Below are 26,036 nucleotides of genomic sequence, written 5' to 3'. Positions count from 1 at the left end.
GTCGACCTAGACTGGTCACATGTCCATGATCGATATTAAAAAGCCCCAAGACGTTTCTACCGCCACTACTGTCACCCTCGGCCTTATCGGTGGCTGGGTCACCGCCCGCGAGACCGGCATTCGCCCGCTGGGCGGCGTAATCCTCGCCGCTGCCGGTGTCTGGGCGGGTCGCTCTTGGGCCAAGAAAACCACCCCGGCTACCACTGCCGGCCTGTGCGCACTCTACGTGGGCGCATTCGGCGCCTCCCACCCGCTGGCCAAGAAGATCGGTGCGTGGCCGGCGGTACTGAGCGTCACCGCAGCTTCGGCGGGCGCGGCTTATGCGCTTTCCGACGCCAAATAGTCCCCACCCACACCAATGCGCACCACGTCCCTCGACATGGTGCGCTTTCTTCTATCCTGACTGCCGTTGGTTCCTACTTGGCCACAGTGAACTCAACCGCCGCATCCTCGCTACCCAAGGCAACGGTGCCGCCGGGGAGGTTATAGAAGGAGGGGTTGGAGTCGAGGAGGCCACGAAGGGCGTCGGAAAGCTGCTGCGTATGCTCGTCGCAGGCCGCACGGGTGGAGTTGAACTCGCCCACGCTGATAGTGCCGTCCTTAGCCACCTCGTAGGTAGTGGTGTAGATATTGCAACCATCATTGACTACCAAGGTGCGGTCCTTGGCAAAGGTGACGCTCAGCTTGCCATCTTCCTTGACGGAGTGGAGCTCGCCGGTGATAGTCTGGCCCTCCACGTGAGGCTCCAGCTTCTCGGCGCCCTCTGGGAGCGAAGAAATCAGGTCAGACTGAGTCGGCGCGGTCATGCTAAACCCCGGATCGATGTCGGGGACCTGCGCGGCGTTGGCGGCACCAGCGCCCATCAGTGCAGCGGCGGACAACGAAAATAGTGCGGTCTTTTTGAAATGCATGCCCAAGAATTTACCCCCGCCGAATATAAATTCAACGGGGGTAAAGAAATCCTTATGGAATCGTCAGGGACTCCACAGGCGGCGTTTTACTTATCGCGGCCGGCCTCGTAGGCAGCGCCCACCTTGTAGAGGCGGTCATCCTCGAAAGCCGGAGCCATGATCTGCAAACCGGTGGGCAGGTTGGTATCGCTGGCCAAACCGGAGGGCACAGACATGCCACACAGGCCGGCCAGGTTCAGCGGCAGGGTGCACAGGTCAAAGTTATACATTGCCATCGGATCCTCGGCCTTCTCCCCCAGCTTGAATGCGGTAGTCGGGGTGGTCGGGGAAACGAGCACGTCGACCTGCTCGAAGGCGCGGGCAAAGTCCTGTGCAATGAGGGTACGCACGCGCTGCGCCTGCAAATAGTAGGCGTCGTAGTAGCCAACGGACAGCGCATAGGTGCCCAGCATGATGCGGCGCTTGACCTCGGGGCCAAAGCCCTCCGCACGGGACTGGGACATGACCTGCTCCGCGGAGTGGGAGCCGTCATCGCCCGCACGCAGGCCATAACGCATGCCATCGAAGCGTGCCAGGTTGGACGAGACCTCACACGGCATGATCAGGTAGTACGCTGCCAAGGCGTCATCGAAATGCGGGCAATCTACCTCGATGATCTCCGCACCCTGCTCGCGCAGCTGCTCAACGGCGGCGTGGTAGTTCTCCATCACGCCTTCCTGCCAGCCATCGCGCTCAAACTGCTTAATGAGGCCCACCTTGACACCAGAGAGGTCACCGTTGGCACCTTCGCGTGCGGCGGCGACAACCGGTGCTACCGGCTTATCCACGGAGGTCGCATCGAAAGCATCGTGGCCAGCAATGACCTCGTGCAGGAGCGCGGTGTCGAGGACGGTACGGCCACAGGGGCCAGCCTGATCCAGGGAGGATGCGGCAGCAATAAGGCCATAGCGAGACACGGTGCCATAGGTGGGCTTTACACCCACAGTGTTGGTCAGCGCGGCTGGCTGGCGGATGGAGCCGCCGGTATCGGTACCAATGCCGAGTGGCGCCTGCCCGGAGGCGAGTGCGGCAGCGGTGCCGCCACCAGAACCACCCGGAGTGCGCTCGGTGTCATAAGGGTTATGAGCCGGACCAAAGGCAGAGTTCTCATTAGAAGAACCCATGGCAAACTCATCCAGGTTGGTCTTGCCCAGGATGGGAATTCCGGCCTCGCGCAGACGCTTGGTCACGGTGGCGTCGTAGGGAGAAACGTAGCCTTCCAGCATCTTGGACGCTGCGGTGGTCGGCGCATCGGTGGTAACGAGCAAATCCTTCAGCGCCAGGGGCACGCCTGCCAGACCAGAAGCAGGCTCTTCGCCGGCATCGAGGGCCTTATCCACGGCGTCGGCAGCCGCGAGGGCTTCTTCCGCCCCCACGTGCAGGAAGGAATTAAGCTCCTCATTGGTCTCTGCGATGCGATCCAGGAAGGCCTGAGTAACCTCGCGGGAGGTAATTTCGCGGGAGTGAATCTTTTCCGCCAACTCGGCGGCGGTCAGGGAGATCAAGCCCTCCGCAGGAACGGTCAGGTTAGACATTTATTCTCCTCCCAAAATCTGTGGCACAACGAAGCGCTCATCTTCTACGGCCGGCGCCTGATCCAAAGCCTGTTCTGCAGTAAGGGTGCGCACAATAACGTCCTCGCGCATCGGGGCGTCCACGGAGTGCGGGTGACTCATCGGCTCCACACCCTCGGTATCCACGTTTCCTACAGCGGAAACGGAATCAACAATTTCATCAATCTGCGTTGCAAACTGGGCTAGCTCTTCCTCACTGAGGGCCAGGCGGGAAAGCTTGGCGAGGTGGGCTACCTCATCACGCGAAATCTCAGACACGCGAACTCCATCCTTTATCTGCATAATCGACATGCGGGTGAAAAATATTCACACCATGCATGTACTATGTGAATTGCTAACGACCCATGGTACTGCACCTACCGAGACGGCTGCCGCGTCACCCCAAATTTGCGTTGCTTGAAGCCCGCATTGTGACGCACGTATCATGTTTGGGACTACAAGCTACCGAAAGCGTGCGAGACCATGTCCTTTTTGATCCGTGTACTGCTCCCCGATGCCCCTGGCAGCCTGGGCCAGCTTGCCGACGCCTTTGGACTCGTCGACGGCAATATCCAATCGGTCGACATCGTAGAAAACTTCCCCGATGGTACCGTTATGGATGACATCGTCATTGAGCTACCCCAAGGCGCCATGGCCGATGTGCTTATCACCGCCGCCTCCTCCGTCGACGGTGTGGAAATTGACTCCATCCGCCCGTTTAGCGGCCGGGTAGACCGCCGCGGCCAGATCGAGCTGCTCGCGCGTGTAGCTAATGCCACCAATGTCACTGCGGCCATGGAAGAGGTCGTCGCGGCCATCCCGAAGGCACTCACCTCCACCTGGTGCATCGTCATTGATAATAACGAGCCTATCCGCCGCCTGGCCTCCTCCAACGCCGCCCCGGAAGATGACGGCACCGTTCCTCACGACATTGAGGTCGAAAGCGCCCGCGTCCTCCACCCCGAGCGCGACGAGTGGGTGCCAGAAAGCTGGTCCCTGCTTGACTCCGCACTCGCCGCCGCCCCACTCGGCGATACCGGATTGGTCATCGCCATGGGGCGAACCGGCGGCCCTGACTACCTCGCCTCCGAGGTCGAGCACTTGGGCCACATCGGCACTATCTTGGGCAGCTTCCTCAAGTAACTGAAGCGAATTAGGCTTCTCCGGTCTCCAGTAGTTGCTGGAATTGCGACTCGTTGAGAATCGGGATTTCTAGCTCACGAGCTTTATCCTCCTTCGAGCCAGCCTTTTCGCCGGCAACGAGGTACGAAGTTTTCTTCGACACCGAACCGGTAGCCTTGCCGCCGCGAGAGACAATCGCTTCTTTCGCGGAATCCCTGGTGAAGTTTTCCAAGCTGCCGGTAACCACAATGGTCAAGCCCTCAAGGGTCTGCTCCTTGTGGTCCTCGGCCGCTACCTCCATGGCCACGCCCGCAGCAGCCCATTTGTCCACAATCGTGCGATGCCAATCCACCTCGAACCAATCGTGGAAGGATTGCGCGATGGTCATGCCGACGCCATCGACCTCTGCAAGCTCCTCCGTCTTCGCAGCGCGCAGCTTATCCATGGATCCATAGCGGGAGGCAAGCGCCCGAGCCGCAATCGGGCCCACGTGTCGTATGGACAGCGAGACCAAGACTCGCCAAAAGTCGCGACCCTTGACCTCCTCCAGGTTGTTTAGCAAGTTCTGACCTGCCGTATTGACCTTGACGTTGCCCTCCTTCTTGGAGCGCTTGTCTTTGGTGTCCTTCTTTGCGGTATAGACATCTGAGGCCAATAGCTTTTCCGCGGTGAGCTCAAAAAGCTCCGACTCATCGACGAGGATGCCGTTGTCGATCAGATCCATCGCGCCCTTTTCGCCCAAGGCCTCAATATCCAGCGCCTTGCGGGAAGCCAGATACTCCAGGCGTGCCGAGAGCTGCGCCGGACAGGACTGTGTATTGGGGCAACGCCAATCGGCGTCGCCGTCCTTCTGTGGGGCCAATTTCGTGCCGCACGCAGGACAGTTCTCCGGGAAGGTCCACTCATGCTCGCTACCATCGCGCTGCTCGCGCACCGGCCCAAGGACCTCCGGAATAATTTCGCCCGCCTTACGGATGATGACGGTATCCCCGATGAGCACGCCCTTGCGCTTGACCTCGGATTGGTTGTGCAGGGTAGCCATCTCCACCGTAGATCCGGAAACGAAGACTGGCTCCATCACTGCGTACGGGGTTACTCGCCCGGTGCGACCAACACCCACCTCAATGTTTTTGAGCTTCGTGGTCACTTCCTCCGGCGGATACTTGTAGGCAATGGCCCAGCGCGGTGCGCGGGAAGTCGCACCCAGCGCTCGCTGCGACGCCAAATCATCCACCTTGACCACGAGACCATCCATTTCAAAGATGGCGTCGTGGCGGTGTTCTGCCCAGTGCGCCACCTCGTCCTGAACCTCTTTGGCCGAGTACACCTGCTTGGTATACGGGGAAACGGGCAGTCCCCAAGCCGCAATCGCCTTATAGGCATCGTGCTGTGAGGTGGGCGAAAATCCCTCGCGCGCGCCCAAGCCGTGGCACACCATCTTCAGGCGGCGCTTTTTCACCTCGGCGGGGTCCTTCATGCGAAGTCCACCGGCCGCGGCATTACGCGGGTTGGCAAATTTATCCTTGCCATCAGCCGCGCGTTCCTCATTGATCTCCTCGAAATCCTCGGGGCGCATATATACCTCGCCACGGATCTCGATAAGCTCCGGGACAGGGTATTCAGCAGTTCCCGTAAGCTCGTGCGGAATATCCTCGATTACGCGGGCATTGGCGGTGATCTCCTCGCCCACCGTGCCGTCGCCACGAGTAGCAGCGGTGGTCAAGCGCCCATTGCGATAAACCAAGTCGATAGACAAGCCATCAATCTTGAGCTCGGTGAGATAAGTTTTTGCCGGTGTTCTATCCAACCAATCCTGCATCTCGCCAGCGCTAAAAACATTGTCCAAGCTCATCATGCGCTCAAGGTGCTCAATATCCTCGCCGGCGCTCGGGGCAGCACCCACCTGCTGGGTGGGCGAATCAGGCACGGCAAGCTCTGGGTGCTCTTCTTCTAGCGCAAGAAGGCGCTGAAAAAGTGCATCAAAGTCGGCGTCGGGAATAGCCGGCTCACCGTTGTAGTACAGGTTGCGGTGGCGGCGCACTTCCTGCGCGAGGTCATTCCATTCACGGTGCAGATCAACTGGATTAGTCACGCTGCCCAAGTGTAGCTATCCCTCGTGTCGGGGCTAGCTACTAAGGTATGGATCATGAATTTCGACGCCTCCCGCATGCTCGCCTTCGACCTTGAGACCACCTCGGCCAACCCTAAAGAAGCTCGCATTGTTACCTCTGCCCTAGTCCGCATTGACGGCCGCGATGTGCAAAAAGTAGAGCACCTTGCCGATCCCGGAATCGAAATTCCGCAGGAAGCGACCAATGTCCATGGAATTACTACGGAAAAGGCTCGCGCCGAGGGCCGCCCGCACGAGGAGGTGCTGAAGGATACGGTCGACGCAATCAAGGCCGCATGGGAGGATGGCCTCACGCTGATCGTCTACAACGCAGCATTTGATCTCACCGTCTTGCGCAGCCTGACCGGAGATTTTACGGTGACCGGACCGGTCTATGACCCATACGTGATTGACCGTGTCAGCGATAAGTGGCGTAAAGGAAAACGCACCCTCGGCGCCGTGTGCGAGCACTACGGCGTTGAGCTTGGCAATGCTCACGAAGCTACTGCCGACGCCCTCGCGGCCGCCCGCGTGGCTTGGAAGCAGGTTCGCCAGCACTACCCCAACCTGGCGCAGATGGATGAAAATGAGCTCATGGAGTTCCAAGCCGTCAAGTGGTACGAGGACCGCGTCGCCTTCAAAAAGTACTTGGAAGGCAAGGGCCGCGATGCCTCGGATGTCTCGACCGCGTGGCCGCTAATCGGATAAAGTCTCCCAAATCTCCACATTGAGCCGAAAGTCTCCCAAATCTCCGACAAGACCGGTTACACTAGCCGCATGGACAATCCATTCCGCCCGACATTCGGCGCCCCTCCCCTGTTCTGGGTCGGCCGCGGCGTCGTGCTCGATAGTTTCCGCACCGCCCTCGATGGTTCGGCAGGCAATGCCTCCCGTTCCATGGTGCTAAGCGGCGCTAGGGGCATCGGCAAAACGGTCCTCATCAACGAGTTGGAAGACATTGCTGAAGCGCGCGGTTGGGTAACGCTACGCGCCTCCGGGCGCTCCACCATGGTGGAGGAACTGGTCAACACCACGATTCCGAGGCTTCTCGAGCGGCTTTCGCCCAGCGATAAGAAGAAGGTCAGCCGCATCGGCATCGGCGGCGTAGGATCGATTGGCTTCGACCACCAGAAGGAAGACCGCTTCACCCCCACGTTGAATACTCGCCTACGCGAGCTTTCCGCCGAGCTAAGGGGAACCGGAATCCTCCTGACCATCGACGAGGTTCAAGACGCCGACGTCGAAGAGCTCACCACCATCGCCGTGGCCTACCAAGACTTGGTGCGCGATGAAATCGATATCGCCTTGGTGGCCGCTGGCCTGCCGCAGGGGGTCAACCACTTGCTGGACCTGCCCGGGGTCACCTTCCTGCGCCGGGCCCAGAAATTCGTGCTCGGCCCCTTGTCGCCGGCCAATGCCGAGCGGGCGCTCGAGCATACAGCCTCGGGCTCAGGTCTGGAGTTTAGCCACGAAGCGATTACGGACGCCGCCGCGCTCACCCGCGGCTACCCCTACCTCGTGCAATTGGTGGGCTCGCTGGCCTGGGAGCGCAGTCGCCGGAACCAGGAAAGCGGCATTTCCCAGCAGACAATTGCCACCATCGCCCCTGATGCAATATCGATCATGGGCGCGCAGGTGCACCAACCTGCGACGCTAGCCCTGCCGCCGGCGCAGCGGGAGTTCCTGGAAGCGATGGCCGCAGTCGAAGTCGAAGGCATCGCCGCCATCGCAGACATCGCGGGCCACATGGACCGGACGGTGCGCTCCTTATCGGCCACCCGCCAGCGGCTTATCGACGCCGACCTCATCGAACCCACCGCACATGGCAAGCTGCGCTACGTCATCCCCTATATGGGCGAATACTTCACCACCACGGATAGCCGCGGTCGCGTTGATTAAAGATCGCCGGCGTCGCGGATGAGGATGCCCGCCATCTCAGCAGCAAAGGAGTAGCTGTGCGCGGCCTTTTCCACCGGCCACGGGAAGATATCAACCTGCCCTGGGATTCGCTCCCGCGACAATCCCATGCGGTCGAAGTGCTGTGCAATAGAAATAGCCTCCGTGCGAGCGTCTTGCCCTGCCACGCCCAATCCGACGCGAGCTCCGCCATCAATCCACTGCCCCAAGCCATCGAGATGCTCGGACGAGGCTAGACCAGCAAAATCGAGCAGCACCGTCTTCGCCGCCACTTCCCATAATGGATCGCGAAGCCGAAGGTAGTCCGCGCCAAACTCCGCCAGTGTCGCATTGACCTGGTCTGCGGGAACAGCCCTAATCGTATCGAAATCGGTGGTGCCTGGAAGGGTGCCCGAAAGGACGTCGGCAAGCAGGGGCTCGTCCAGCTGCACTCGCACGTCTGCCCCAAAGCGCTGTGCCACCTGTGCCTTGTGTCCCTGAATTCCGGCCAATAGTGCACCACACAGGTCCCGGAAAGCACCCGAATCAGTAATCGCGCGGTGCCCGTTTCCTAGCTCCACAGCGGCCGCCAAACTCCACGGGCCTACCGCTTGGACCTTGACGCGCGGAACTGACTCGCCCCACACCTCCTGAATCTCATCCAGGTCCCGGCTCATCTGGTCACCGATCCGATGCGAGATGAGCTGCGGCCGATCCCTGAGTACCCACGATCGTGGTCCGCGGTCAATGGAGACTGCTTCCAACAAGCCCGCTGTTCGCCCAATGGCCCCAGCGTGAATCCCGCGGTCCGGCAATTGCGGAAGGTGCGGGAGACCACCCGTCTCCCCCATCACGATGTCCGCAGCCTCACTCATGGAGTATCCCGGCATAGGGCCTAAGCCAAAAGCGTCCATATTCACCTCGGCGCTAGTATTATTTCTCAGAACTATCTATTCGATACGCGAAGTATCACTTGGAAAGGAACCTTACTATGGGCGTGGAAAAATACTCCGGCTGGACCTTCTACAACGAGTGCGAAATCCCTCAGGACATTTCCACCGTCTTGGCCGAACAGGAATATCCTGTCTGCGCCTTCAAGACCGTCCGTGATGCCGCCGTATTTACCAATAGGCGCCTCATCATCCGCGACGCGCAAGGCCTTACAGGCAAAAAGGTGGAGATGTACTCCCTGCCCTATTCCTCCATCACCATGTGGTCCACGGAAAACGCCGGAAAGCTCCTTGACTTCAATGCCGAACTGCAGCTGTGGACCAAGGCCGGCGAATTCAAAATCAATATTGGACCCAATATCGATGTCCGAGCGCTAGATCGGCTCATCGCCAACTGCGTGCTTAATTAGTTCCGCAGATGGTGCCGGAGCCGATGACGATGTCTCCCAGCTCGTCCGGCGAAGGCAAGTACAGCACCGCCGCTTGGCCGCGGGCAACACCAGATAGCGGCTCCTTGAGTTCGAGGCGCATTTCGTCCGCCTCGCGATCAACGTGGGCGGTACAGGGCACCACGGAGCCGTGTGCGCGCACCTGAACCTCGCATTCGAAATCCCCATCCATGCCTGGGTGGAGGTACTTCAGGCGATCGGCCTGGATAGAGGTCACGGCCAGGTCCTCGCGGGCACCGACGGTAACCGTGCCGGTAGCAGCATCAATATCGGTGACGTAGCGAGGGCGACCGTCGGCAGCCGGCGCCTTAATGTCCAAGCCCTTACGCTGGCCGATGGTGTAGTTCCACGCGCCATCGTGCTCCTTGAGCTCCGTACCCTCTTGGTCCACGATCATGCCGGGGCGCAGCCCAATGCGTGCGCCCAAAAAGGCCTGCGTATTTCCGTCTGGAATGAAACAGATGTCATAGGAATCCGGCTTCTTCGCGGTGGAAAAACCGTGCGCGGCAGCCTCTTCACGGATCTGCGGCTTGGGGGTATCGCCGATGGGGAAAAAGCAGTGCTCCAACTCCTCGGCCGAAATCACGCCGAGCACATAAGACTGATCCTTCTTCTCATCCAAGGAGCGGCGCATATAGCCGTCCTCGTCGATAGTGGCGTAGTGGCCCGTCGCAACCGCATCGAAGCCAAGCGCCATGCCCTTTTGCAGCAGCGCCCGGAACTTTATCTTCTCGTTGCAGCGCAGGCAGGGATTGGGCGTCTCGCCGCGGGCGTAGGAATCCACGAAGTCCGTGATGACCTCTTCTTTGAATTCTTCCGAAAAGTCCCAGACATAAAAGGGAATGCCCAGCTTATCGCAGATGCGGCGGGCATCGGCCGAATCCTCCAATGAGCAGCATCCGCGGGCTTTTTCCCTGGTCTGCTGCGCGTCTTTGTGCAGGGCGAGGTGAACGCCAATCACCTCGTGGCCGGCTTCTACTGCACGCGCGGCGGCAACCGATGAGTCCACGCCGCCGGACATGGCAACCAATACTCGCATTGTGCTCCCCATTTCACCTTGACTACAGGCCCGAAAGTCTACTCCCTAGCCCCAACGCGGTTTAAATCGAATCCATTCCCTAAGCTTGTGTGACATGGGCAGAAAGCGAGCTTCCACTGATCCGGGAATTACCGGCACCTACGATATTTCTACCGGCACAGCCGAGGTTGTGCCGGATGAGTTTCGCGACGGCGCCTATATTCTCAACGTTAATGGCGTGCCGAGCAGCCACATTGTGCTCGGTGAGCCGGAGGAGCTGGAGTTTGAGTATATGCGCTGGATTGCGGCAGCGGTAGAGCACCTCAATTCTCGGCCCGCGAATAAGCTTCGCGTGACCCATCTAGGCGGCGCGGGATGCTCCCTTCCGCGCTACTTCGCCAGCAAGCTTCCAGGCAGCCGCCACACGGTGGTCGAACTCGACACCAAGTTGGGCGAGTTGGTGCGTACGCTTTTCGACGTCCCCCGTTCCCCCACCGTCAAAATCCGTGCCGGCGAGGCCCGCACAGAAACCGAGGGGTTCCTTTCGTCCAGCCGCGACATCATCATCCGCGATGTCTTTGCTGGCGACAAGACACCAGCCAACCTCACCACCGTGGAATTCTTTCAAGCTGCAAAGCAGTCGCTGGCGCCGGGTGGTCTCTACGTAGCCAACTGCGGCGACCATTCCGATCTACAGCTGGCAAAGAGCGAGCTGGCGGGCCTCGATCGAGTATTTGACCACCTCGCCGTCATCGCGGACCCACCGATGCTCAAGGGGCGGCGCTACGGGAACATCATCCTGGTAGCCTCAGATACAGAAATGCCAGCCGAGGGCTCCGTCGAAGCCGCCCAGCTGGCAAAGACACTCCTTGGCGGGGCCGTGCCCGCCCATTACAAAGACGAGGCCTGGACCCGCGCGTTTTTCACCGGTGCTACTGCAGTACGCGATTAAGCAGCGTAGCCACCTGACCCGCATCAAAATCGGGTACGTCAGCGCCGGCGTTCTTGGCGGCATTCTTAGCTTCCGATACCTCCGACTCGGAGACGTTGCCTGACTTAACGTTGTTCACGTGACCGGCATTGTCCAGCAGGATAGCTAGGTCACTGACGGAGAAGTTGCCCTTGGCCATATCACCCAGGTCCTCCACTGGAAGGGCATCCTTGTCTTGCAGGGTCTTTACGAAGGCAGCCAAGCCCTCCGCTGCTTCGGGATCGAGGCCGGACTTTTCGGCGGCGTCGGCAAGCTGCGGAATCGCAATCAGCCCCGCCGCCAGGGCCAAAATAGCGCCGATGAGCGGCGTACTATCGGAGCTCAAGTCAAGCCCATCGCTCACAACCAGCTGCTCTAGCGCGCCGCCGACGTCAACGTAATTGCCGTCGCTAAAAGACCGCAGCTGCTGCTTGGAACCATTAAACAGGTTCATGTCAACATCGGTAGAAATGCCTGCTACCTTGCCAGAACCAGAACGCTGCCAGAAAGATAGCTCGTTCCATCCGCCCACCGCTTCAGGCGCCTGGTCCTGATAGGCCGCGAGCCACAGTGGCATATCCGAGAACTTCTGGGAGTTATTCATCTGCCCCATCCAGAAGTACTTGTAAGTGTAAATCATTGGCGTGCGTCCAGTAAGACGCTTGAGCTCGCTAGTAAATTCTTCAATCCACTGCTCCAGCTGTGCCGCAGACTTCCCTTCCGTCACCTCGATATCAAGTGCAGGAGGCAATGTCTGATTCGGGGCAAGGGCGATCTGCGCGGCAAAGTTCGCTGCTTGAGTCTTGGCGTCGCCAGCCGGACGTGCGTAGTGGTATGCACCGGTCTTGAGTCCAGCAGCATTAGCCGCCTGAATATCCTGTACGTAGTGGGGGTTTACCCAATCCCCGCCTTCGGTAGCCTTCACAAATGCAAAGGACTGTCCGTCGGAACGCACTTTAGACCAATCGATGGGCGTACCGCCCGGATGCTGGTGCGCCGCCACGTCAATGCCCTTAGGTGCACCAAAGCTCACCGCCTGGGCAATGGCGGTACCACTTACAGCTAGTGCAGCCACGGTGACTACCGCAGTAATGCTCTTTCGGAGTGCTTTCTTTGAAGTCATGCGCGTGAGTTTAGCAACGCCTTCACTTCTGTCACATCTTTAACACGCACCACTTGAAATAATTTTCTTTACTTCCATTTCGCCCCTCTTGGAATACATCCCTTTAGAACACATATTTGCCCATAACCCTTGCGGAGCGGCAGGGCACGACTTAAAATAAACACCATGAAATTACGCACACTAGTTCTACTATTCGGGGGATTTAATCTTGGACGCCTACTACATAGTCAATGACACCAACGATCCGATAGCAGTAAAAGCCACAGAAATCAGGAAACAAGAATACCTATTCTGGAGAGAGGTCAAGCCAGATCTAGAAGACGATTTCGATATCTCCTGCCACACACTTTCTGCTCGGACGGGCTTAAGCGAGCGGCGCACGCGGGACATAACCATGGCCCTTTATCGACTCGCAGAGCTACCACTCACAAAGGCGCTCCAGGAAACCTATTACTTCCTGGATTTCTCTCGTCTTATTACTATCGACGCCGTGCTTAGCAAGCTGGGCGACATCCCGACCGAAATTCTCGAGCGGATAGATCAAGAGCTTGCGCGTTACCTGACCCCTACCAAGCCCGGCCAGGTACTGCCTTCGAATACGAATTTGCGGCGAAAACTAAATGGCCTCATCGCTGTAGAGGACCCACACCCCAATGAAGATAGAGAGCCTGATGCAGGGAACGACTCCTATTTCACCTACCACAGTTTCGGTGGGAAGGCCGGGCTAGCAGTGGAATTCGATGAAGTTACCATGCTAGCCATCGATGAACACGTTAGTAAGGCAGCCGAAGAGCATAACCTCACGAAAGCTGAAGCCCTAGCCAAGTTGATTCTGGGCGAAATTGAGTCGCGGGCCAAAGTGGTTCTTCATATGTACCGAGCCCACGACCAGGAGGCTGCTCCCGCATTTATCCGGGGATTCGGATGGGTAAGCCCTGAGACCGCTGACAGTCTGCGTCCCACCCAGACGCGGGATATGGACCTTGCAAAAAGGATGGAAAGCGAAAGCTACGTTACTCCCCCGCTCATTGGCGCCTACGTGGAAGGCCGCGATGGCGTGTGCCGCTGGCCAGGTTGTAATCGCCCGGCAGAGAACTGCCAAAAGGACCACCGAATTGACCATGCACAGGGAGGAAAAACGGCGGGAAGCAACTTGGCCTCACTGTGCCAGCACCATCACAACATCAAGACTGATGGTGGCGCCTTCTACATCATGGATCCACATACTGGAGACATAGTATGGCTCTTTGACGATGGCCGCTGGGAATACGATGAGCCCCAAGGACCGCTAGCGCCCAGGAACAAGAACTGGGCGCTAACGGTAGGCCAAGCTATCGCCGCCCGGCGAGCTGCGGCGAAAGAAAGGAATGATAGCTAGACGGAACGGGCTCGGGAAATAACCTCCGGAAGATGAGCCAAGACGTAGTCAACATCCTCTTCCGAAGTAAGCCTGCCGAGAGTAAAACGCAGGGAACCGATTCCTTCCGCCTCACTTACGCCCATTGCCTCGAGGACATGAGACATGCGGTTTACGCCAGCGCTGCAAGCACTGCCGGTAGAGGCCTCGATCTGCAAGGAATCCAGCAGCATGATGAGGCTATCGCCATCAGCACCGGGAAATGAGACGTGCAGGTGGGAAGGCAAGCACGGCTCGGCAGAGTTGACCACTACGTCGTCGATGGTGGCGAGAATTCCGTCGCGCAGCTTATTGCGGAGAGCAGCAATTCGCTCACCCTGGGAGGCGATTTCGGAGACGGATTCCTCCAACGCCGCAGCTAGACCGGAAGCGCCCGCCACGTCCACGGTGCCAGGGCGGATGCCCCGTTCTTGGCCACCGCCGTAGGCAATCGGCTGGGGCGCAGGACTGCGCTTGGCCAAAAGCAGACCGATGCCGCGAGGGCCACCGAACTTGTGGGCGCTGGCGGCGAGGCTGGTGATCCCTAGATCGGAAAAATTGATGGGAACTTTGCCCACGGCCTGCACCGCATCCACGTGCACGGGTGTGCCTGTCGCATTCGCACGTGTGGCTATCTCTTCGATGGGCTGAATGGCGCCGGTCTCGTTGTTGGCCCACATGCAGGTAGCGACGTCGGCAAGCGTGTCTAGGGCCGACAGATCTGCAATGTGCCCGGAACGGTCGACGGGAAGGATATCGACAGTTGCTCCGGTTTTCTCCAGCTTAGAGACGGTATCGCGCACGGCCGGGTGCTCAATATCGGTAGAAATAATGCGGTTTGTTTGCCCAGCCGCGTAGAGACCCTGAATGGCGATATTGTCCGCCTCAGTGCCAGAAGAGGTAAAGATGACTTCGATGGGCTCGCAGCCGAGGAGGGAAGCGACCTTTTCGCGGGCATCATCCAGTACGGACCGAGCCTTGCGGCCGGAACCATACTGCGCGCCGGAGTTGAGGGAGCCGGCCGCCGCCACCCACGCGTCAATCGCGCTCTGGCGCATCGGCTGGGTAGCGGCATAGTCAAAGTAGTACGGCATTACTGGCGCGCCTTCAGTTCCTCGGTCAGGGCTGGTGCGATTTCATGCAGGTCACCCACGACGCCGAGATCAGCGATCTGGAAGAACGGCTCATCCTGGTCTTGGTTGACCACCACAATGGTGCCGGAAGTCTGCATGCCAGAGGTGTGCTGGATAGCGCCAGAGATACCCAAGCCGATGTAGAGGTCAGGTGAGACGGTAACACCGGTCTGGCCGATCTGATAGGCGGCGTCATAAAAGCCTTCATCGACGGCGTCGCGGGTGGCGCCGACTGCGGCCCCGAGGGCGTCGGCAAGCGGCTCGACAACGGCGCCGAACTCGTCGCCCACGCCACGGCCGCCGGCGACGACTGCCTTAGCCTCGGTAATTTCCGGTCGTGCGGACTTCTGTGCCGGAGTAAAGGAAGTTACCTTGACGTCTTTGCCCGTGGCGGCCGGCAACGGCATCGGCGCCGGCTGCGCCTCCACCTGCTGTGGTGCAGCCTCAACCGCGCCTGGGCGGAGGGTGTAAATCGGGCACTGGCCAGCGGCGGTAGAGGTGGACTCATAGGAACCACCGAAAATGCTCATCTTGGCGGAGCCATCGGCGGCGATGCCATTGACATTGACCAGCGCGCCAGAGGCGAGGCGAGCCGAGAGGCGGCCGGCAATCTCGTTATTGGCCGGAGTTGCGGCCAGCACGATGGGCGCTGGGTTCGCAGCGCCAAGCGCATGCAGGGCATCGACCTCCGGGGTGAGGAACCGCTGGTCATAATCCTCGGCCGTTGCCTGAACTACCTGTGCGGCGCCGAGGGCGGCAAGGTCGGCGTCGAACTTATCCGCCTGCTTGCCGACGACCACTGCGGACACCGTACCCAATTCCTGCGCGGCCGTAATCAGCTCGCCGGTAACGGGAAGGAGGTTGTCCGCGTCGTGCTCAACTAGTACGTAAACGTGCGACATATCTACTCCTAAATCAAGTTCTTTGCGGACAGGAAGTCAGCGATCTTCTTCGCTGCGTCCTGCGGGTTGGGCTCCGAAATAACTTCGCCGGCGGTGCGCGGCGGGCGCTTCTCAGCGGCCACCACGGAGGTCGTCGGCGCAATAGCCTCGATGCCCAATTCAGCCAGGGTGAAGGTGGTGATTTCCGCCTTCTTAGCTGCCATAAGGCCCTTGAAGTTGGGGAATCGTGGCTTGTCGCTCTTATCGTTCACCGTAACGATCGCTGGCAGTGGCGCCTCAAGTTCCCAGGTGCCGCGCGCATCCTCGCGGGTGCCCTGCAGGGTGCCGTCAGCTAGCTCTACCTTGTGCAGGCCGGTAAGGGCCGGCAGCTGGCGGTATTCGGCGAGCAGACCGGCAAGCAGGCCGGTGGAGGCGTCGGAAGCTTCGGTGCCGGCGGTGATCAGCTGGACGTCGTCAAGCTTATTGAGCGCGGCATTGAGGGTCCACGCGGTCGATAGCGCGTCCGCTCCGGCCAGGGAATCATCGGAGACGAGCACGGCATCGTCGGCGCCCATGGCCAAAGCCTTGCGCAATGCCTCGTCGGCTTGGGCCGGCCCCATCGTCAGTGCTACGACTTTGTAGCCCGCATCGGGGTTATCGTCGCGCAGTCGCAGGGCTTGTTCCACGGAGTACTCATTAACCTCATCAATGACGTTATCCACGGAGGTGCGATCCAGGGTGTGGTCATCGTTCAAAGACTTGGTAGACCACGTATCCGGCACGTGTTTGACCAGAGCCACGATAGTTGGCATTGGGCACTCACCTTTCCGATATATTTATGTTGCGTAATTATCCTCGGACGATGATACTCGGGGTTGACACAGCAAGGCGATTCCCTGTGAGCCAATTCGCGTAATGATGACCGCAAATGGTTTCTTGCCCTTCAGCTTCATCTTCTTCCGCAGCTGGTCAGGGTCCACTTCTACCCCGCGTACAAGGATTTCTAAGCTTCCTGCGTCATAGGATTTAAGTACGGATTTTAATCTCTTTAGGGGTACTTTTTCTATGAATGGAAATCCCGAAGTCCCCTCCGGAATCCTCTCTCCTGTCAGGTATGCGATGCGCGGATCGATTTGATGCAGCCTTTCTCTGGCCGCGTAGTGCTGGACCAATCCCGCTCGTACGATGGCCCCATCCGGGTCGATGAGGTAACTACCAATGTCTCCAGCATCGGGTAGGTTGTCGGCGTGGTCGTCGAGGACATCCAGCTTGTTTCCTCGAATCATTACCGCTCTTCGGCCGCTGCCAAGGCCTGGGGTATAAAGGCAGGCTTCTTTTACCCCGCCATCGACGCTCGCGACGGTGACGAGGCCGTCCCACTCGCTAAAATCAAGGCCAGGAGCGCACTTGATGGCCAGTTCCTTGTCGCGATGCTTATCGACGACCTCCGGGAGCGGTGGCACCAAATCCTCCGGCCGCGTGATTCGCCTGCCACCGGCGCGGCGGGCCGGGTCTGCAAGGAGAACATCGGCGGTGGTAGTAGTCGTCAGCGCATCCGCGCGGAAAATCTTGGCGGAAGAGAGGTTATGCCGCGCCATTCTTACCCGTGATTCATCCAGGTCTGAGCCGATGTAGTCGAGCGGAGAATTATAGCCTTCGGTGCCGATGGAACAGGTGACGTCGTGGACGCTGCGCACCCCCTGCGCGGCGAGGAATTTCGTCCGATACGCCGCCACTTCGATGGGGGTTGCTTGCTGGGCAGAGTCTGCGTCCATAAGCCAATCGTGCGGGAGCTTTCCAGAACTGCGGGCGGTTACCAGCTCCATGACCGCGCGGCCATACTCACCGAACTTAGCTTTGAGGATTTCGGTGTCTTTGAGCCGAGAAGCCTTGGTCAAGGTGAGGTCGAGGTGTGCTATTTCCTCTTGATGTGCGGCAAGGAAGTCGACTTCTGCGGGGGTAAAACTCATATTCGGTCTAAAGGGGTGGTGGAAAAGAATTCGCGGTAACGGGGATCTTCGCGTGGATCCCCAATGACGGGGCGCAGGTCCGAAAAGGACGCGTCTTCTATGACCTCTTGTACGGAGGAATACTTGCTCAGCCTTTGCATCTGTGCCCACGTGGGGATGACAAGGCGCACCAGCCCGGCGCGCCAGCCGTCCAGGATGAGCTGCGGGGAGAACCATCCGGCATCGTCTGCTTCATCGGTATCCCCATCGGGTTCTTGGCCGGAGGGCAACACCCCAACGAAGAAGAAGGTGTCGAACCAATGGCTTTTCCCCTTTCCTACCCAACGCGCCCAAGGAAGGAGCATATCGGCGTCGACGCGCATTCCGTTATTGCTGAGGAATTCGGTAAAGGAAATGGTGTGGTTTTCGAGGAGCTTTCGCTCCTTGTGATAGCGCCGCGCATTGGAGACGATGCCGTCCTCGCGGATGGCGAGAAGGGTGCCGGCCTCCTCGAAGAGCTCGCGGGCAGCGGCGAAAACAAGGGCGTGGGCTTTGTACTTGGTCACGCCCATCCGGCGCGCCAAGGAGATGACAGACTTTCCGGCCCATAGCTCGCCCGAGTCCCAGGAACGCGGTGGAAAGTCGCGCGGGTCTACACCGCCACCCGGAAAGACTGAATGCCCCGGGTAGTTGTGCATGGTGTGGACGCGCTCTTGTACCCACACTTCAAGACCGTCAGCGCCGTCCCGCAGGAGCAGGACGGTTGCCGCCAGGCGCCCACCGTGGAAGCCGGTGGTATCGCTGGCGTCAATGGCATCGAGACGGTCATGAAAAGGATTGGTCATAGAGAAGCTCGGCGGGCGAAGTATCGCTGTCCAATGCGGTCCACCTGAATGGGCTGGTGGAAGGCGCGAGTCAGGTTTTCGGAGGTGAGGACGGAATTAATCAGTCCTTTTGCCACAACTTTACCCTCATCCAACAGCATGGCGTGGGTGAAGCCATAGGGGATCTCCTCCACGTGGTGGGTGATCATGACAATCGCTGGGGCATCGGGATCCATAGCTAGATTGCCAAGGTATCCCACCAGGTCTTCGCGGCCTCCCAGGTCCATTCCGGCGGACGGCTCATCGAGAATGAGCAACTCCGGGTTAGACATGAGTGCGCGAGCGAGGACGACGCGCTTCTTTTCTCCCTCAGACAGGGTCCCCCAGGTGCGCTCTTTGAGGTGGGTGGCGCCAACTTGGGCCAAGATGTCATCCGCGCGGGAGAAATCCATGTCCTGGTATTCTTCGCGCCAGCGGCCTAGCACTGCGTAGCCAGCGGAGACAACTAGATCGTCCACGCGCTCAGTGTCCGGAATCCGCGATTGCACCGCCGCGGAGGAGATGCCAATAAGCGCGCGCAGATCGCGCATGTCGGTTTTGCCGATTTGCTCCCCCATCAAAAAGGCGGTGCCTTTCGAGGGGAACTCTTCGGCCGCAGCCATGCGCACCAGCGAGGTCTTGCCCGCGCCATTGGGGCCAATAATGACCCAGCGCTCATCGAGCTCTACTTGCCAGTCCACGGGCCCGACGAGGGTCTTGCCGCCGCGGCGCAGCTCGACGCCGCGAAAATCTACGAGCCAATCTTGATCAGTGGGAGTTACGTCGTTCACGCCTTCCATTGTGTCTGATTTGTTCTTTGCCCGGTGAAATTGACACAGCTGCATTAGTCTTATGGGCATGACTACTCGCCTTGGTATTGACGATGTCCGCCCACTTATCTCCGCCGGTTCTGTAGCCTCCAAAGCAGTTGTAGGCGAGGTAATTCCTGTCACCGCCCTCGTCTGGCGCGAGGGCCACGATGCGGTCTCGGCAACCCTGTCTGCGTGGGCGGCACGGACCACGGCTACCTCCTCGGTCACCATGCAGGTTGATCCCGATGATCAGGATCGCGTGCACGGCGTATTTACCCCGGGCACCCAAGGAACCTGGTACTTCCGCGTCGACGCCTGGTCCGATCCCATCGCCACCTGGAAGAACGCGGTAACCAAGAAGATGGCGGCCGGGCAATCCGCTGCTGAGCTGGCCAATGACCTGCAGCATGGCGCAGAGTTGTTTTCTCGCGCGGCGCTGCAAACCCCGTCGGATGTGGTGGAACCGCTCTTTTCGGCCGCTCGGGACTTGGAGGATGAGTCCTTGGACGTCGATAAGCGCGTGCAGGTAGCGCTCTCGGAGGAGGTAGCAGGCATCCTGCACTCGCATCCCCTGCGCGACCTGCTGGTGGAGGGCGCAATCCACGAGGTATATGTGGAGCGCCCGGCCGCACTATATAACTCGTGGTACGAGCTCTTTCCTCGCTCCACGGGAGGCTGGGATGAAGAGGGAAATCCAGTCCACGGCACTTTTGCTACCACTGCCAAGGCACTGGAGCGGGTGGCCGATATGGGCTTCGATACGGTGTACTTTCCGCCCATCCATCCCATCGGCAAGGTGCACCGAAAGGGAAAGAATAACTCCGTCGTTGCCGAGCCCGGCGATGTGGGAAGCCCCTGGGCCATCCAGGACCACTCCACCACCCATCCGGACCTGGGCACCATGGAGGATTTTAAGAAACTGGTCTCCCGCGCCCAGGAACTCGGGCTGGAAGTAGCACTCGATTTTGCTCTTCAAGCATCGCCCGACCATCCGTGGGCGAAGAGCCACCCAGAATTTTTCACCGTTCTTCCAGATGGCACCATCGCCTACGCCGAGAACCCGCCGAAGAAATATCAGGATATTTATCCACTTAACTTCGATAACGCTCCTGATGCCATCTACCACGAGATCTATGAGACCTTAATGATTTGGGTGGAAGCCGGTGTAAGTACATTCCGCGTGGATAACCCGCACACCAAGCCGGCAAACTTTTGGGATTGGCTAATTACCCGCGTACATGCCACCCATCCGGACGTCATCTTCTTGGCAGAGGCCTTTACCCGCGCCCCTCGCCTCTTCGGTCTAGCGAAGGCGGGTTTTTCCCAGTCCTATACCTATTTCACCTGGCAAACCTCCAAGCACGAGCTCACCCAATTTGGCCAGATGCACGTCGACCAAGCAGATATCTGCCGCCCCAACCTCTTTGTTAATACCCCGGATATCCTGCACGAGTCCCTGCAGACCGGCGGGCGCGCCATGTTCGCCATTCGCGCTGTCCTAGCCGCCACCATGTCGCCTCTATGGGGCGTGTACTCTGGCTTTGAACTCTACGAGCACACCCCGGTAGCCCCAGGTTCTGAGGAATACCTCGACTCTGAGAAGTACGAACTGCGCCCGCGCGATTTTGCGGCGGCGGCTGCGTCGGGAGATTCCCTTGAGTCCTATATCCGGCTGCTTAACCAGATCCGCCGCGATAATCCCGCTTTGCAGCAATTGCGCACCCTGCGGTTCCATGACACCGATAACGAAGCCATCATTGCCTATTCCAAGGCGGATCCAGCCTCCGGCAACGTAGTCCTCGTTGTGGTCAACCTGGATCCACGCAATGCACAGGAAGCCACCGTCACGGTAGACATGCAGGCTATCGGCCGCCACTCCGGCGAGTCCTATACCGTCCAGGACACGATTACCGGCTCTGCTTACCACTGGTCCGAGCGCAACTTTGTGCGCCTAGAGCCGCTTCGCGACGTCGCCCATGTCTTCGTCCTTCCCCCTGCCGACCACGCCCTCCAGGAACAGCTCACCTGGCGCGTAGTTAGCGACTATCGCCCGTAAACATTCGCCCACCGGACCGCACTCGAACTAGGTACTCTGATTGTATGACTATCCCGGCCGCTGATCTCGCTCGCCTCAATGACTGCCGCCACCATGACCCGCACGGTTTCTACGGTTGGCACGAAGGTACCGTCCGCACCCGCCAACCAGGCGCTACCGAGGTGCAGCTGCACACTCCCACGCAATCCGTGTCCATGGATTTGGTCGGCGATGACATCTGGGAGGCGGAAATTGGCGATAACTGCGATTACCGCCTAGAGATCAGCTACCCCAAGGCCCCTACCCGCACCGTGGCCGATGGATACCACTTCCTTCCCACGGTGGGCTCGCTGGATCTGCACCTGATTGGCGAAGGCCGCCACGAGCGCCTCTGGGATGTCCTCGGCGCCAACCTGCGTTCCTATGACACCGAGATGGGTACCGTTTCCGGCGTCTCCTTTGCCGTATGGGCACCCAATGCCCGGGGAGTTGCCGTCGTGGGCGATTTCTGTGGCTGGAACCCCACCCAGTATCCGATGCGTTCACTCGGTTCTACTGGTGTGTGGGAGGTCTTTGTTCCCGGTATCGGTGCTGGCGAGCACTATAAGTTCGCCATCTTTAGCCACGAGGGCCGCAAAGACAAGGCCGATCCCCTAGCCAAGCGCACCGCGTGCCCGCCGGAGACGGACTCGATCGTGGATTCCACCAGATTCGCCTGGTCCGATTCTGCTTGGATGGACAAGCGCACCGGAAACCTCGATGTCCCCATGAGCATCTATGAGGTGCACGTCGGCTCGTGGAAGGTTGGCGCCAACTACAACCGCCTTCGCGAGGAGCTCATCCCTTATCTCAAGGAGCACGGCTTCACCCACGTCGAGCTCTTGCCCGTAGCCGAGCACCCCTTCGGCGGGTCTTGGGGATACCAAGTCTCTGGCTACTACTCCCCGTCTGCGCGTTGGGGCTCGCCGGATGAATTCCGAGAGCTGGTCAATGCCCTGCACGAGAATGGCATCGGCGTCATCGTGGACTGGGTGCCAGCACACTTCCCCAAGGATGATTGGGCTCTTGGTCGCTTTGACGGTCAGGCTCTCTACGAGCACCCCGATCCCCGCCGCGGCGAGCAGTCCGATTGGGGCACCTATGTCTTTGACTTCGGCCGCAATGAGGTCCGCAATTTCCTCGTAGCCAACGCCCTATACTGGGCCGAAGAGTTCCATATCGACGGCCTGCGCGTAGACGCCGTCGCCTCCATGCTCTACCTGGACTATTCCCGCGATGAGTGGCTACCCAACCAATATGGCGGCCGCGAGAACCTCGAGGCCGTGCAATTCCTGCAGGAAACCAACGCCACCCTCAACCGCACCCATCCTGGCGTACTTACCATTGCCGAGGAATCCACTTCCTGGCCGGGAGTTACCGCTCCTACTTCCGAAAACGGGTTGGGCTTTTCCCTGAAGTGGAACATGGGCTGGATGAATGACACCCTGGAGTACTTCAAGCACGAGCCCATTCACCGTTCCTATCACCACGGCGAGCTCACCTTCTCCATGGTCTATGCTTACTCCGAGCGCTACGTGTTGCCGTTTAGCCACGACGAAGTTGTGCACGGTAAAGGCTCGCTGTGGGAGCGCATGCCTGGCGACGACTGGAATAAGGCCGCCGGCCTCCGCGCTCTATATGGCTACATGTTCTCCCACCCCGGCAAGAATCTGCTCTTCATGGGCCAAGAATTTGGCCAAACCACCGAGTGGTCCGAGGAGCATTCCGTGGACTGGAGCAACCTCGACGGTTGGGGTAGCGAATGGCACCAGGGCATTAAGCGCCTCGTGCGCGATATCAACCTCATCTACCGCGACACCCCAGCTTTGTGGAGCCAGGATTTCAGCCAAGACGGCTTCCAATGGGTCAAGGCCGATGACTCGACGAATAACGTGCTGGGTTACGTCCGCTACGGTGCGGACGGCTCCGCGCTACTCGCCGTGTGCAACCTTTCTGGCTCTTCCATCCCCAACTATGGCCTCTGGGTTCCACAGGACGGCGAATGGCAGATGGTACTCAACACCGATGACGCCGTCTACGAAGGCGCTGGGAACCCACTTCCCCAGCACATTCACGTGGCGGAGAACTCCGCCACGCTTCACCTACCGGCTAACTCGGTGCAGTGGTACGTACTGGAGAAATAAAACGCCTATCGCTGCGCGCGTAGGAACTCCACCACGCGCGCTTCGATGTCATCGCGAAGCGCATCCATGCGCTCTTCGCCCTCCAAACCACGCAGTGAAGGATCCTCGATGTCCCACCGCTGCGCTGGCCCCTCATATTTCGCATCACCTACTACAATGACGTGGTCGACAGCGGCAGCCAGGTGAGGATCCACTAGAGCAGGGGTACCAGTCATTTCTGCGCCCACCTTCGCGAGGGAAGCTTTAGCTTCTTGATTGATGCCCTGCTGGGTGTGCTCCGGGGTAGTTTGCACCCCAGCCGAGTAAATATCCCAGTCAGGCGCATGCTTGGCGGCTAGTGCCGCAGCCATCTGCGACTTGCCGCGATTTGTATTACACAGGAAAAGCACTGAAGTCATGCTTCCCATCCTACCCAAGCTAGTACAGGGCACTCGCCAGCTTGGTGCGAGCTTCCATCACGCGCGGGTCATTGCCCTCAAAGAGCCCGAAGAGCTCCAGCAAGCGCTCGCGAACGCGTGCTTTCTCATCGCCTGCCGTTGTCTTCATCGTCTCGATGAGGCGATCAAAGGCCTTTTCTGGGGCGCCGGCAACCACTTCGGCGTCGGCAGCTCGCATTTGCTTATCGACGTCCCCTTTATCCCCTTCCGCGGCCGCAATCGGGTCCTCGGTCTGGTTGGCAGGATCGAGGCGCTGGAGCAAGACTGTGGTGTCGCGCGCCTGTTTGATCTGCACATTATCGGGCTCGGATTCCAAGATGGAGTTGTAGACGTTGAGCGCCCCATCAAAGTCGCCGGCGTTCAAGAAGCTTTCTGCTTCCTGGAGCCGCGGATCCTCTTCTTCCTCCTGTGGCTGCTCCGATGCCTCATTGCCTTGCAGGCCCTTCAGCTGTGGGCCGACATTCTGCACTAGGGTATCTACCCATTGCTGTAGGGCTTCTTTAGGTTGCGCCCCCTCAAAATTGGTCAGCGGCTGTCCAGCACCCAATGCCACGACTGTAGGCAGGTTCTTAACGCCAAAGGCCTGCGCAACCTGGGGAGTAGCATCCGCATCCACGTAAGCAACCAAGAAGCTCAAGTTTCCTTGCGCGGCCAAATCCGCAAGGTCAGTCTTCAACTGCTCTGACTGGGTAGAGCGAGCAGTACCGATGAGGACCACGACCGGAACTTCCGTAGACCGGCGAACCACATCTTGGTCGAAGTTGGCCTCGGTTACCGCGAAGAAGGGCTGGACGCCGCCGGCACCTGGCTGCGGCGATTCCTGCGCCTTCTGCCGAGCCTCGGCTCGCGCCTTGACTTGGCTGAGGTCGAGCGCTCCTCCTACATAAGCATCATTTGGTGAAGTCATCTAGTCCTCCTTTGCAAGGCGGCGGTTAACCGCATCTACCTTGTCCGTTAGCTGGTTAGTTACGCCTTCGCGAATATCGGCCTTAACCACCAAAGAGGTGCGCGGGGAAACCGCACGCACTGCATCGGTGGCCTTCTTAATCGTGTCAAAGACCTCGTCCCATTCGCCTTCGAGCAAGGTGAACATGGCATTGGTCTCGTTGGGCAGGCCGGATTCGCGGACCACGCGCACGGCCTCGGACACAGCATCGGCCATTTCTTGGGAGTCATTATTGACCACCGCAGGGGCTACAGAAAATGCAACAATCATGCCCGCTAGTCTACCTACGCTCCCAGCAGTGGCGGTGCCAGTGCCGGCGATCGTCGCCCTGGCGGCCCACGTCCCGCGGCCAGGCAACGATGTGTGCCACCCCGGGTGGGATGTTCTGGTTACACCCCGGGCAGACGTAATACTTCTGGGCACGAGCAGAGCCGATATGCCGCATGACATAGGGCTCGCCATGAGTCCAACTTGGTCCCTCGACCGTTTGCGAGCCTAGGAAGGTTGAGCCGTCCTTAGGCAGGGATCGGATCTCTACGGGTTTGCGCCTATTTCGCCGCGGCATTAGAACAGCCGCAATTCATTCGACTCGAGCCCACGCAGCTCCTGGTAGTCCAGTACAACGCAACGAATGCCGCGGTCCTCAGCCAAGGTACGTGCCTGCGGCTTGATTTCCTGGGCGGCGAATACACCGGACACAGGGGCGAGAAGCTCATCGCGGTTAAGCAGCTCCAGGTACCGTGTCAGCTGCTCTACGCCATCAATGCCACCGCGGCGCTTTACCTCGATGGCGACGTTATTATTGTTCTCATCCTTCGCCATAATGTCCACGGGGCCGATGGCGGTGGGATATTCGCGGCGCACCAGGGTGTAGCGCTCGCCCAAGGTATCGATCTGGTCTGCCAAGAGCTCTTGTAGGTGAGCCTCGACGCCATCTTTGACTAGGCCGGGGTCCTCGCCCATGTCATAGGAGATTTCTTCGTGAATCTCGGCAATGGTGATGCGCAACTGCTCGCCCTTGGGGTTTTCCACCAACCACAAGACCTCGCCTGTGTCCTCACCGTCGAGGTCCTCAATCGCGGACTCCTTCAAGGTGCAAGGAGGTGTCATCCAATTGAGCGGCTTATAAGCGCGGTCGTCGGCATGCACGGACACGGAACCGTCCGCTTTGACGATGAGCAGGCGGTCTGCCATCGGCAGGTGGGCATCTAAGCGGCCCACGTAATCTACTGAGCATCGGGCGATTACTAAACGCATGTT

Annotated in this window: 27 protein-coding genes; 9 read left to right on the top strand and 18 right to left on the bottom strand. The window is 59.3% G+C overall.

All coding sequences use genetic code 11. The features are described 5' to 3' along the window. The first annotated feature begins 19 nt into the window (after positions 1 to 19). A complete protein-coding gene (locus BJ985_RS01715; protein ID WP_005323344.1) occupies positions 20 to 343 on the top strand; it encodes a hypothetical protein in 324 nt (107 codons plus the stop codon). A gap of 73 nt (positions 344 to 416) precedes the next feature. Here BJ985_RS01715 and BJ985_RS01710 read toward each other — a convergent pair whose 3' ends face one another. The 3 genes from BJ985_RS01710 to gatC form a co-directional block, all read right to left on the bottom strand. Beyond that, positions 417 to 911 (bottom strand): META domain-containing protein, encoded by a 495-nt coding sequence (locus BJ985_RS01710; protein WP_005323345.1) that lies wholly within the window; start codon positions 909 to 911, stop codon positions 417 to 419. Positions 912 to 997: 86 nt separating this feature from the next. Beyond that, a complete protein-coding gene (gene gatA / locus BJ985_RS01705) occupies positions 998 to 2,485 on the bottom strand; it encodes an Asp-tRNA(Asn)/Glu-tRNA(Gln) amidotransferase subunit GatA (RefSeq protein WP_179386404.1) in 1,488 nt (495 codons plus the stop codon). Next, positions 2,486 to 2,806 (bottom strand): Asp-tRNA(Asn)/Glu-tRNA(Gln) amidotransferase subunit GatC, encoded by a 321-nt coding sequence (gatC, locus tag BJ985_RS01700; RefSeq protein ID WP_218840749.1) that lies wholly within the window; start codon positions 2,804 to 2,806, stop codon positions 2,486 to 2,488. Positions 2,807 to 2,986: 180 nt separating this feature from the next. On the opposite strand from gatC, the gene BJ985_RS01695 reads away from it, so the two are divergent. After that, the gene (locus BJ985_RS01695; protein ID WP_049377149.1) at positions 2,987 to 3,646 is read left to right on the top strand and encodes an ACT domain-containing protein; all 660 of its coding nucleotides are present in this window, start codon (positions 2,987 to 2,989) and stop codon (positions 3,644 to 3,646) included. A gap of 10 nt (positions 3,647 to 3,656) precedes the next feature. On the opposite strand, the gene ligA is transcribed toward BJ985_RS01695, so the two are convergent. Then, a complete protein-coding gene (gene ligA, locus BJ985_RS01690) occupies positions 3,657 to 5,726 on the bottom strand; it encodes an NAD-dependent DNA ligase LigA (RefSeq protein ID WP_218840665.1) in 2,070 nt (689 codons plus the stop codon). Between the two features lie 45 nt (positions 5,727 to 5,771). Between ligA and BJ985_RS01685 the strand changes: the two genes are divergently transcribed. Both BJ985_RS01685 and BJ985_RS01680 read left to right on the top strand, forming a co-directional pair. Further along, positions 5,772 to 6,443 (top strand): 3'-5' exonuclease, encoded by a 672-nt coding sequence (locus tag BJ985_RS01685; protein WP_179386402.1) that lies wholly within the window; start codon positions 5,772 to 5,774, stop codon positions 6,441 to 6,443. A 69-nt stretch (positions 6,444 to 6,512) separates the two neighbouring features. Beyond that, entirely contained in the window at positions 6,513 to 7,634 is a 1,122-nt protein-coding gene (locus tag BJ985_RS01680; RefSeq protein WP_179386401.1) for an ATP-binding protein, read from the top strand. On the opposite strand, the gene BJ985_RS01675 is transcribed toward BJ985_RS01680, so the two are convergent. Further along, complete coding sequence (locus BJ985_RS01675; RefSeq protein WP_179386400.1) at positions 7,631 to 8,545, bottom strand: uroporphyrinogen decarboxylase/cobalamine-independent methonine synthase family protein; 915 nt, start codon at positions 8,543 to 8,545, stop codon at positions 7,631 to 7,633. The genes BJ985_RS01680 and BJ985_RS01675 overlap by 4 nt on opposite strands. 77 nt (positions 8,546 to 8,622) lie before the next feature. Here BJ985_RS01675 and BJ985_RS01670 point away from each other — a divergent pair, with 77 nt between their 5' ends. Further along, a complete protein-coding gene (locus tag BJ985_RS01670; protein WP_179386399.1) occupies positions 8,623 to 8,991 on the top strand; it encodes a PH domain-containing protein in 369 nt (122 codons plus the stop codon). On the opposite strand, the gene mnmA is transcribed toward BJ985_RS01670, so the two are convergent. Next, positions 8,984 to 10,069, bottom strand: a complete 1,086-nt coding sequence (gene mnmA / locus BJ985_RS01665; RefSeq protein ID WP_179386398.1) for a tRNA 2-thiouridine(34) synthase MnmA — start codon at positions 10,067 to 10,069, stop codon at positions 8,984 to 8,986. The genes BJ985_RS01670 and mnmA overlap by 8 nt on opposite strands. A 94-nt stretch (positions 10,070 to 10,163) precedes the next feature. On the opposite strand from mnmA, the gene BJ985_RS01660 reads away from it, so the two are divergent. Continuing rightward, positions 10,164 to 11,000 (top strand): spermidine synthase, encoded by an 837-nt coding sequence (locus tag BJ985_RS01660; protein WP_179386397.1) that lies wholly within the window; start codon positions 10,164 to 10,166, stop codon positions 10,998 to 11,000. On the opposite strand, the gene BJ985_RS01655 is transcribed toward BJ985_RS01660, so the two are convergent. Then, on the bottom strand, positions 10,981 to 12,141 hold the full coding sequence (locus tag BJ985_RS01655) for a glycoside hydrolase family 25 protein (RefSeq protein WP_179386396.1): 1,161 nt from the start codon (positions 12,139 to 12,141) through the stop codon (positions 10,981 to 10,983). The genes BJ985_RS01660 and BJ985_RS01655 overlap by 20 nt on opposite strands. Positions 12,142 to 12,349: 208 nt before the next feature. On the opposite strand from BJ985_RS01655, the gene BJ985_RS01650 reads away from it, so the two are divergent. Then, positions 12,350 to 13,519: an HNH endonuclease signature motif containing protein gene (locus BJ985_RS01650; RefSeq protein WP_179386395.1), complete on the top strand. Its 1,170-nt coding sequence runs from the start codon at positions 12,350 to 12,352 to the stop codon at positions 13,517 to 13,519. On the opposite strand, the gene BJ985_RS01645 is transcribed toward BJ985_RS01650, so the two are convergent. Genes BJ985_RS01645 through BJ985_RS01620 form a run of 6 tightly spaced genes read right to left on the bottom strand, consistent with a single transcriptional unit; the run spans position 13,516 to position 19,163 of the window. Then, positions 13,516 to 14,631: a cysteine desulfurase family protein gene (locus BJ985_RS01645; RefSeq protein ID WP_179386394.1), complete on the bottom strand. Its 1,116-nt coding sequence runs from the start codon at positions 14,629 to 14,631 to the stop codon at positions 13,516 to 13,518. The two genes, BJ985_RS01650 and BJ985_RS01645, sit on opposite strands and share 4 nt — an antisense overlap. Then, entirely contained in the window at positions 14,631 to 15,572 is a 942-nt protein-coding gene (locus tag BJ985_RS01640) for an electron transfer flavoprotein subunit alpha/FixB family protein (protein ID WP_179386393.1), read from the bottom strand. Before BJ985_RS01640 ends, BJ985_RS01645 begins: the two co-directional genes overlap by 1 nt. Before the next feature lie 8 nt (positions 15,573 to 15,580). After that, positions 15,581 to 16,363, bottom strand: coding sequence for an electron transfer flavoprotein subunit beta/FixA family protein (locus tag BJ985_RS01635; RefSeq protein WP_179386392.1), 783 nt, complete (start codon positions 16,361 to 16,363; stop codon positions 15,581 to 15,583). Between the two features lie 24 nt (positions 16,364 to 16,387). Further along, on the bottom strand, positions 16,388 to 17,521 hold the full coding sequence (locus BJ985_RS01630) for a THUMP-like domain-containing protein (RefSeq protein ID WP_179386391.1): 1,134 nt from the start codon (positions 17,519 to 17,521) through the stop codon (positions 16,388 to 16,390). Next, a complete protein-coding gene (locus tag BJ985_RS01625; protein WP_179386390.1) occupies positions 17,518 to 18,345 on the bottom strand; it encodes an NUDIX hydrolase in 828 nt (275 codons plus the stop codon). The genes BJ985_RS01630 and BJ985_RS01625 overlap by 4 nt, the downstream gene beginning before the upstream one ends. Beyond that, a complete protein-coding gene (locus BJ985_RS01620; RefSeq protein WP_005327654.1) occupies positions 18,342 to 19,163 on the bottom strand; it encodes an ABC transporter ATP-binding protein in 822 nt (273 codons plus the stop codon). Before BJ985_RS01620 ends, BJ985_RS01625 begins: the two co-directional genes overlap by 4 nt. Before the next feature lie 58 nt (positions 19,164 to 19,221). Here BJ985_RS01620 and BJ985_RS01615 point away from each other — a divergent pair, with 58 nt between their 5' ends. Together BJ985_RS01615 and glgB are read left to right on the top strand one after the other, a co-directional pair. Beyond that, the gene (locus BJ985_RS01615) at positions 19,222 to 21,231 is read left to right on the top strand and encodes a maltotransferase domain-containing protein (protein WP_179386389.1); all 2,010 of its coding nucleotides are present in this window, start codon (positions 19,222 to 19,224) and stop codon (positions 21,229 to 21,231) included. A 44-nt stretch (positions 21,232 to 21,275) separates the two neighbouring features. After that, on the top strand, positions 21,276 to 23,393 hold the full coding sequence (gene glgB / locus BJ985_RS01610; protein WP_179386388.1) for a 1,4-alpha-glucan branching protein GlgB: 2,118 nt from the start codon (positions 21,276 to 21,278) through the stop codon (positions 23,391 to 23,393). Between the two features lie 5 nt (positions 23,394 to 23,398). Here the strand turns inward: glgB and BJ985_RS01605 are convergent, their stop codons facing one another. Genes BJ985_RS01605 through nucS form a run of 5 tightly spaced genes read right to left on the bottom strand, consistent with a single transcriptional unit; the run spans position 23,399 to position 26,033 of the window. Then, the gene (locus BJ985_RS01605; protein ID WP_179386387.1) at positions 23,399 to 23,791 is read right to left on the bottom strand and encodes an arsenate reductase/protein-tyrosine-phosphatase family protein; all 393 of its coding nucleotides are present in this window, start codon (positions 23,789 to 23,791) and stop codon (positions 23,399 to 23,401) included. A gap of 19 nt (positions 23,792 to 23,810) precedes the next feature. After that, positions 23,811 to 24,737, bottom strand: coding sequence for a tetratricopeptide repeat protein (locus BJ985_RS01600; protein ID WP_179386386.1), 927 nt, complete (start codon positions 24,735 to 24,737; stop codon positions 23,811 to 23,813). Continuing rightward, positions 24,738 to 25,046: a thiamine-binding protein gene (locus tag BJ985_RS01595; RefSeq protein ID WP_005323373.1), complete on the bottom strand. Its 309-nt coding sequence runs from the start codon at positions 25,044 to 25,046 to the stop codon at positions 24,738 to 24,740. Between the two features lie 10 nt (positions 25,047 to 25,056). Then, a complete protein-coding gene (locus BJ985_RS11670; protein WP_234447200.1) occupies positions 25,057 to 25,341 on the bottom strand; it encodes an Rv1322 family protein in 285 nt (94 codons plus the stop codon). Beyond that, positions 25,341 to 26,033, bottom strand: a complete 693-nt coding sequence (nucS, locus tag BJ985_RS01590) for an endonuclease NucS (protein WP_179386385.1) — start codon at positions 26,031 to 26,033, stop codon at positions 25,341 to 25,343. Before nucS ends, BJ985_RS11670 begins: the two co-directional genes overlap by 1 nt. Positions 26,034 to 26,036 lie beyond the last annotated feature (3 nt).

It is taken from the genome of Corynebacterium tuberculostearicum, assembly GCF_013408445.1.
Classification (GTDB): domain Bacteria; phylum Actinomycetota; class Actinomycetes; order Mycobacteriales; family Mycobacteriaceae; genus Corynebacterium; species Corynebacterium tuberculostearicum.
The sequence above is the reverse complement of the archived record's forward strand: the minus strand, read 5'-3'. Positions and strand labels throughout refer to the sequence as shown.

Excerpts from the sequence above, each read along its gene's own strand:
- BJ985_RS01715 (WP_005323344.1), top strand. The coding sequence starts at position 20 with ATGTCCATGATCGATATTAAAAAGCCCCAAGACGTTTCTACCGCCACT.
- BJ985_RS01710 (WP_005323345.1), bottom strand. The coding sequence starts at position 911 with ATGCATTTCAAAAAGACCGCACTATTTTCGTTGTCCGCCGCTGCACTG.
- gatA (WP_179386404.1), bottom strand. The coding sequence starts at position 2,485 with ATGTCTAACCTGACCGTTCCTGCGGAGGGCTTGATCTCCCTGACCGCC.
- gatC (WP_218840749.1), bottom strand. The coding sequence starts at position 2,806 with ATGCAGATAAAGGATGGAGTTCGCGTGTCTGAGATTTCGCGTGATGAG.
- BJ985_RS01695 (WP_049377149.1), top strand. The coding sequence starts at position 2,987 with ATGTCCTTTTTGATCCGTGTACTGCTCCCCGATGCCCCTGGCAGCCTG.
- BJ985_RS01685 (WP_179386402.1), top strand. The coding sequence starts at position 5,772 with ATGAATTTCGACGCCTCCCGCATGCTCGCCTTCGACCTTGAGACCACC.
- BJ985_RS01680 (WP_179386401.1), top strand. The coding sequence starts at position 6,513 with ATGGACAATCCATTCCGCCCGACATTCGGCGCCCCTCCCCTGTTCTGG.
- BJ985_RS01675 (WP_179386400.1), bottom strand. The coding sequence starts at position 8,545 with ATGGACGCTTTTGGCTTAGGCCCTATGCCGGGATACTCCATGAGTGAG.
- BJ985_RS01670 (WP_179386399.1), top strand. The coding sequence starts at position 8,623 with ATGGGCGTGGAAAAATACTCCGGCTGGACCTTCTACAACGAGTGCGAA.
- mnmA (WP_179386398.1), bottom strand. The coding sequence starts at position 10,069 with ATGCGAGTATTGGTTGCCATGTCCGGCGGCGTGGACTCATCGGTTGCC.
- BJ985_RS01660 (WP_179386397.1), top strand. The coding sequence starts at position 10,164 with ATGGGCAGAAAGCGAGCTTCCACTGATCCGGGAATTACCGGCACCTAC.
- BJ985_RS01655 (WP_179386396.1), bottom strand. The coding sequence starts at position 12,141 with ATGACTTCAAAGAAAGCACTCCGAAAGAGCATTACTGCGGTAGTCACC.
- BJ985_RS01645 (WP_179386394.1), bottom strand. The coding sequence starts at position 14,631 with ATGCCGTACTACTTTGACTATGCCGCTACCCAGCCGATGCGCCAGAGC.
- BJ985_RS01640 (WP_179386393.1), bottom strand. The coding sequence starts at position 15,572 with ATGTCGCACGTTTACGTACTAGTTGAGCACGACGCGGACAACCTCCTT.
- BJ985_RS01635 (WP_179386392.1), bottom strand. The coding sequence starts at position 16,363 with ATGCCAACTATCGTGGCTCTGGTCAAACACGTGCCGGATACGTGGTCT.
- BJ985_RS01630 (WP_179386391.1), bottom strand. The coding sequence starts at position 17,521 with ATGAGTTTTACCCCCGCAGAAGTCGACTTCCTTGCCGCACATCAAGAG.
- BJ985_RS01625 (WP_179386390.1), bottom strand. The coding sequence starts at position 18,345 with ATGACCAATCCTTTTCATGACCGTCTCGATGCCATTGACGCCAGCGAT.
- BJ985_RS01620 (WP_005327654.1), bottom strand. The coding sequence starts at position 19,163 with ATGGAAGGCGTGAACGACGTAACTCCCACTGATCAAGATTGGCTCGTA.
- BJ985_RS01615 (WP_179386389.1), top strand. The coding sequence starts at position 19,222 with ATGACTACTCGCCTTGGTATTGACGATGTCCGCCCACTTATCTCCGCC.
- glgB (WP_179386388.1), top strand. The coding sequence starts at position 21,276 with ATGACTATCCCGGCCGCTGATCTCGCTCGCCTCAATGACTGCCGCCAC.
- BJ985_RS01605 (WP_179386387.1), bottom strand. The coding sequence starts at position 23,791 with ATGACTTCAGTGCTTTTCCTGTGTAATACAAATCGCGGCAAGTCGCAG.
- BJ985_RS01600 (WP_179386386.1), bottom strand. The coding sequence starts at position 24,737 with ATGACTTCACCAAATGATGCTTATGTAGGAGGAGCGCTCGACCTCAGC.
- BJ985_RS01595 (WP_005323373.1), bottom strand. The coding sequence starts at position 25,046 with ATGATTGTTGCATTTTCTGTAGCCCCTGCGGTGGTCAATAATGACTCC.
- BJ985_RS11670 (WP_234447200.1), bottom strand. The coding sequence starts at position 25,341 with ATGCCGCGGCGAAATAGGCGCAAACCCGTAGAGATCCGATCCCTGCCT.
- nucS (WP_179386385.1), bottom strand. The coding sequence starts at position 26,033 with ATGCGTTTAGTAATCGCCCGATGCTCAGTAGATTACGTGGGCCGCTTA.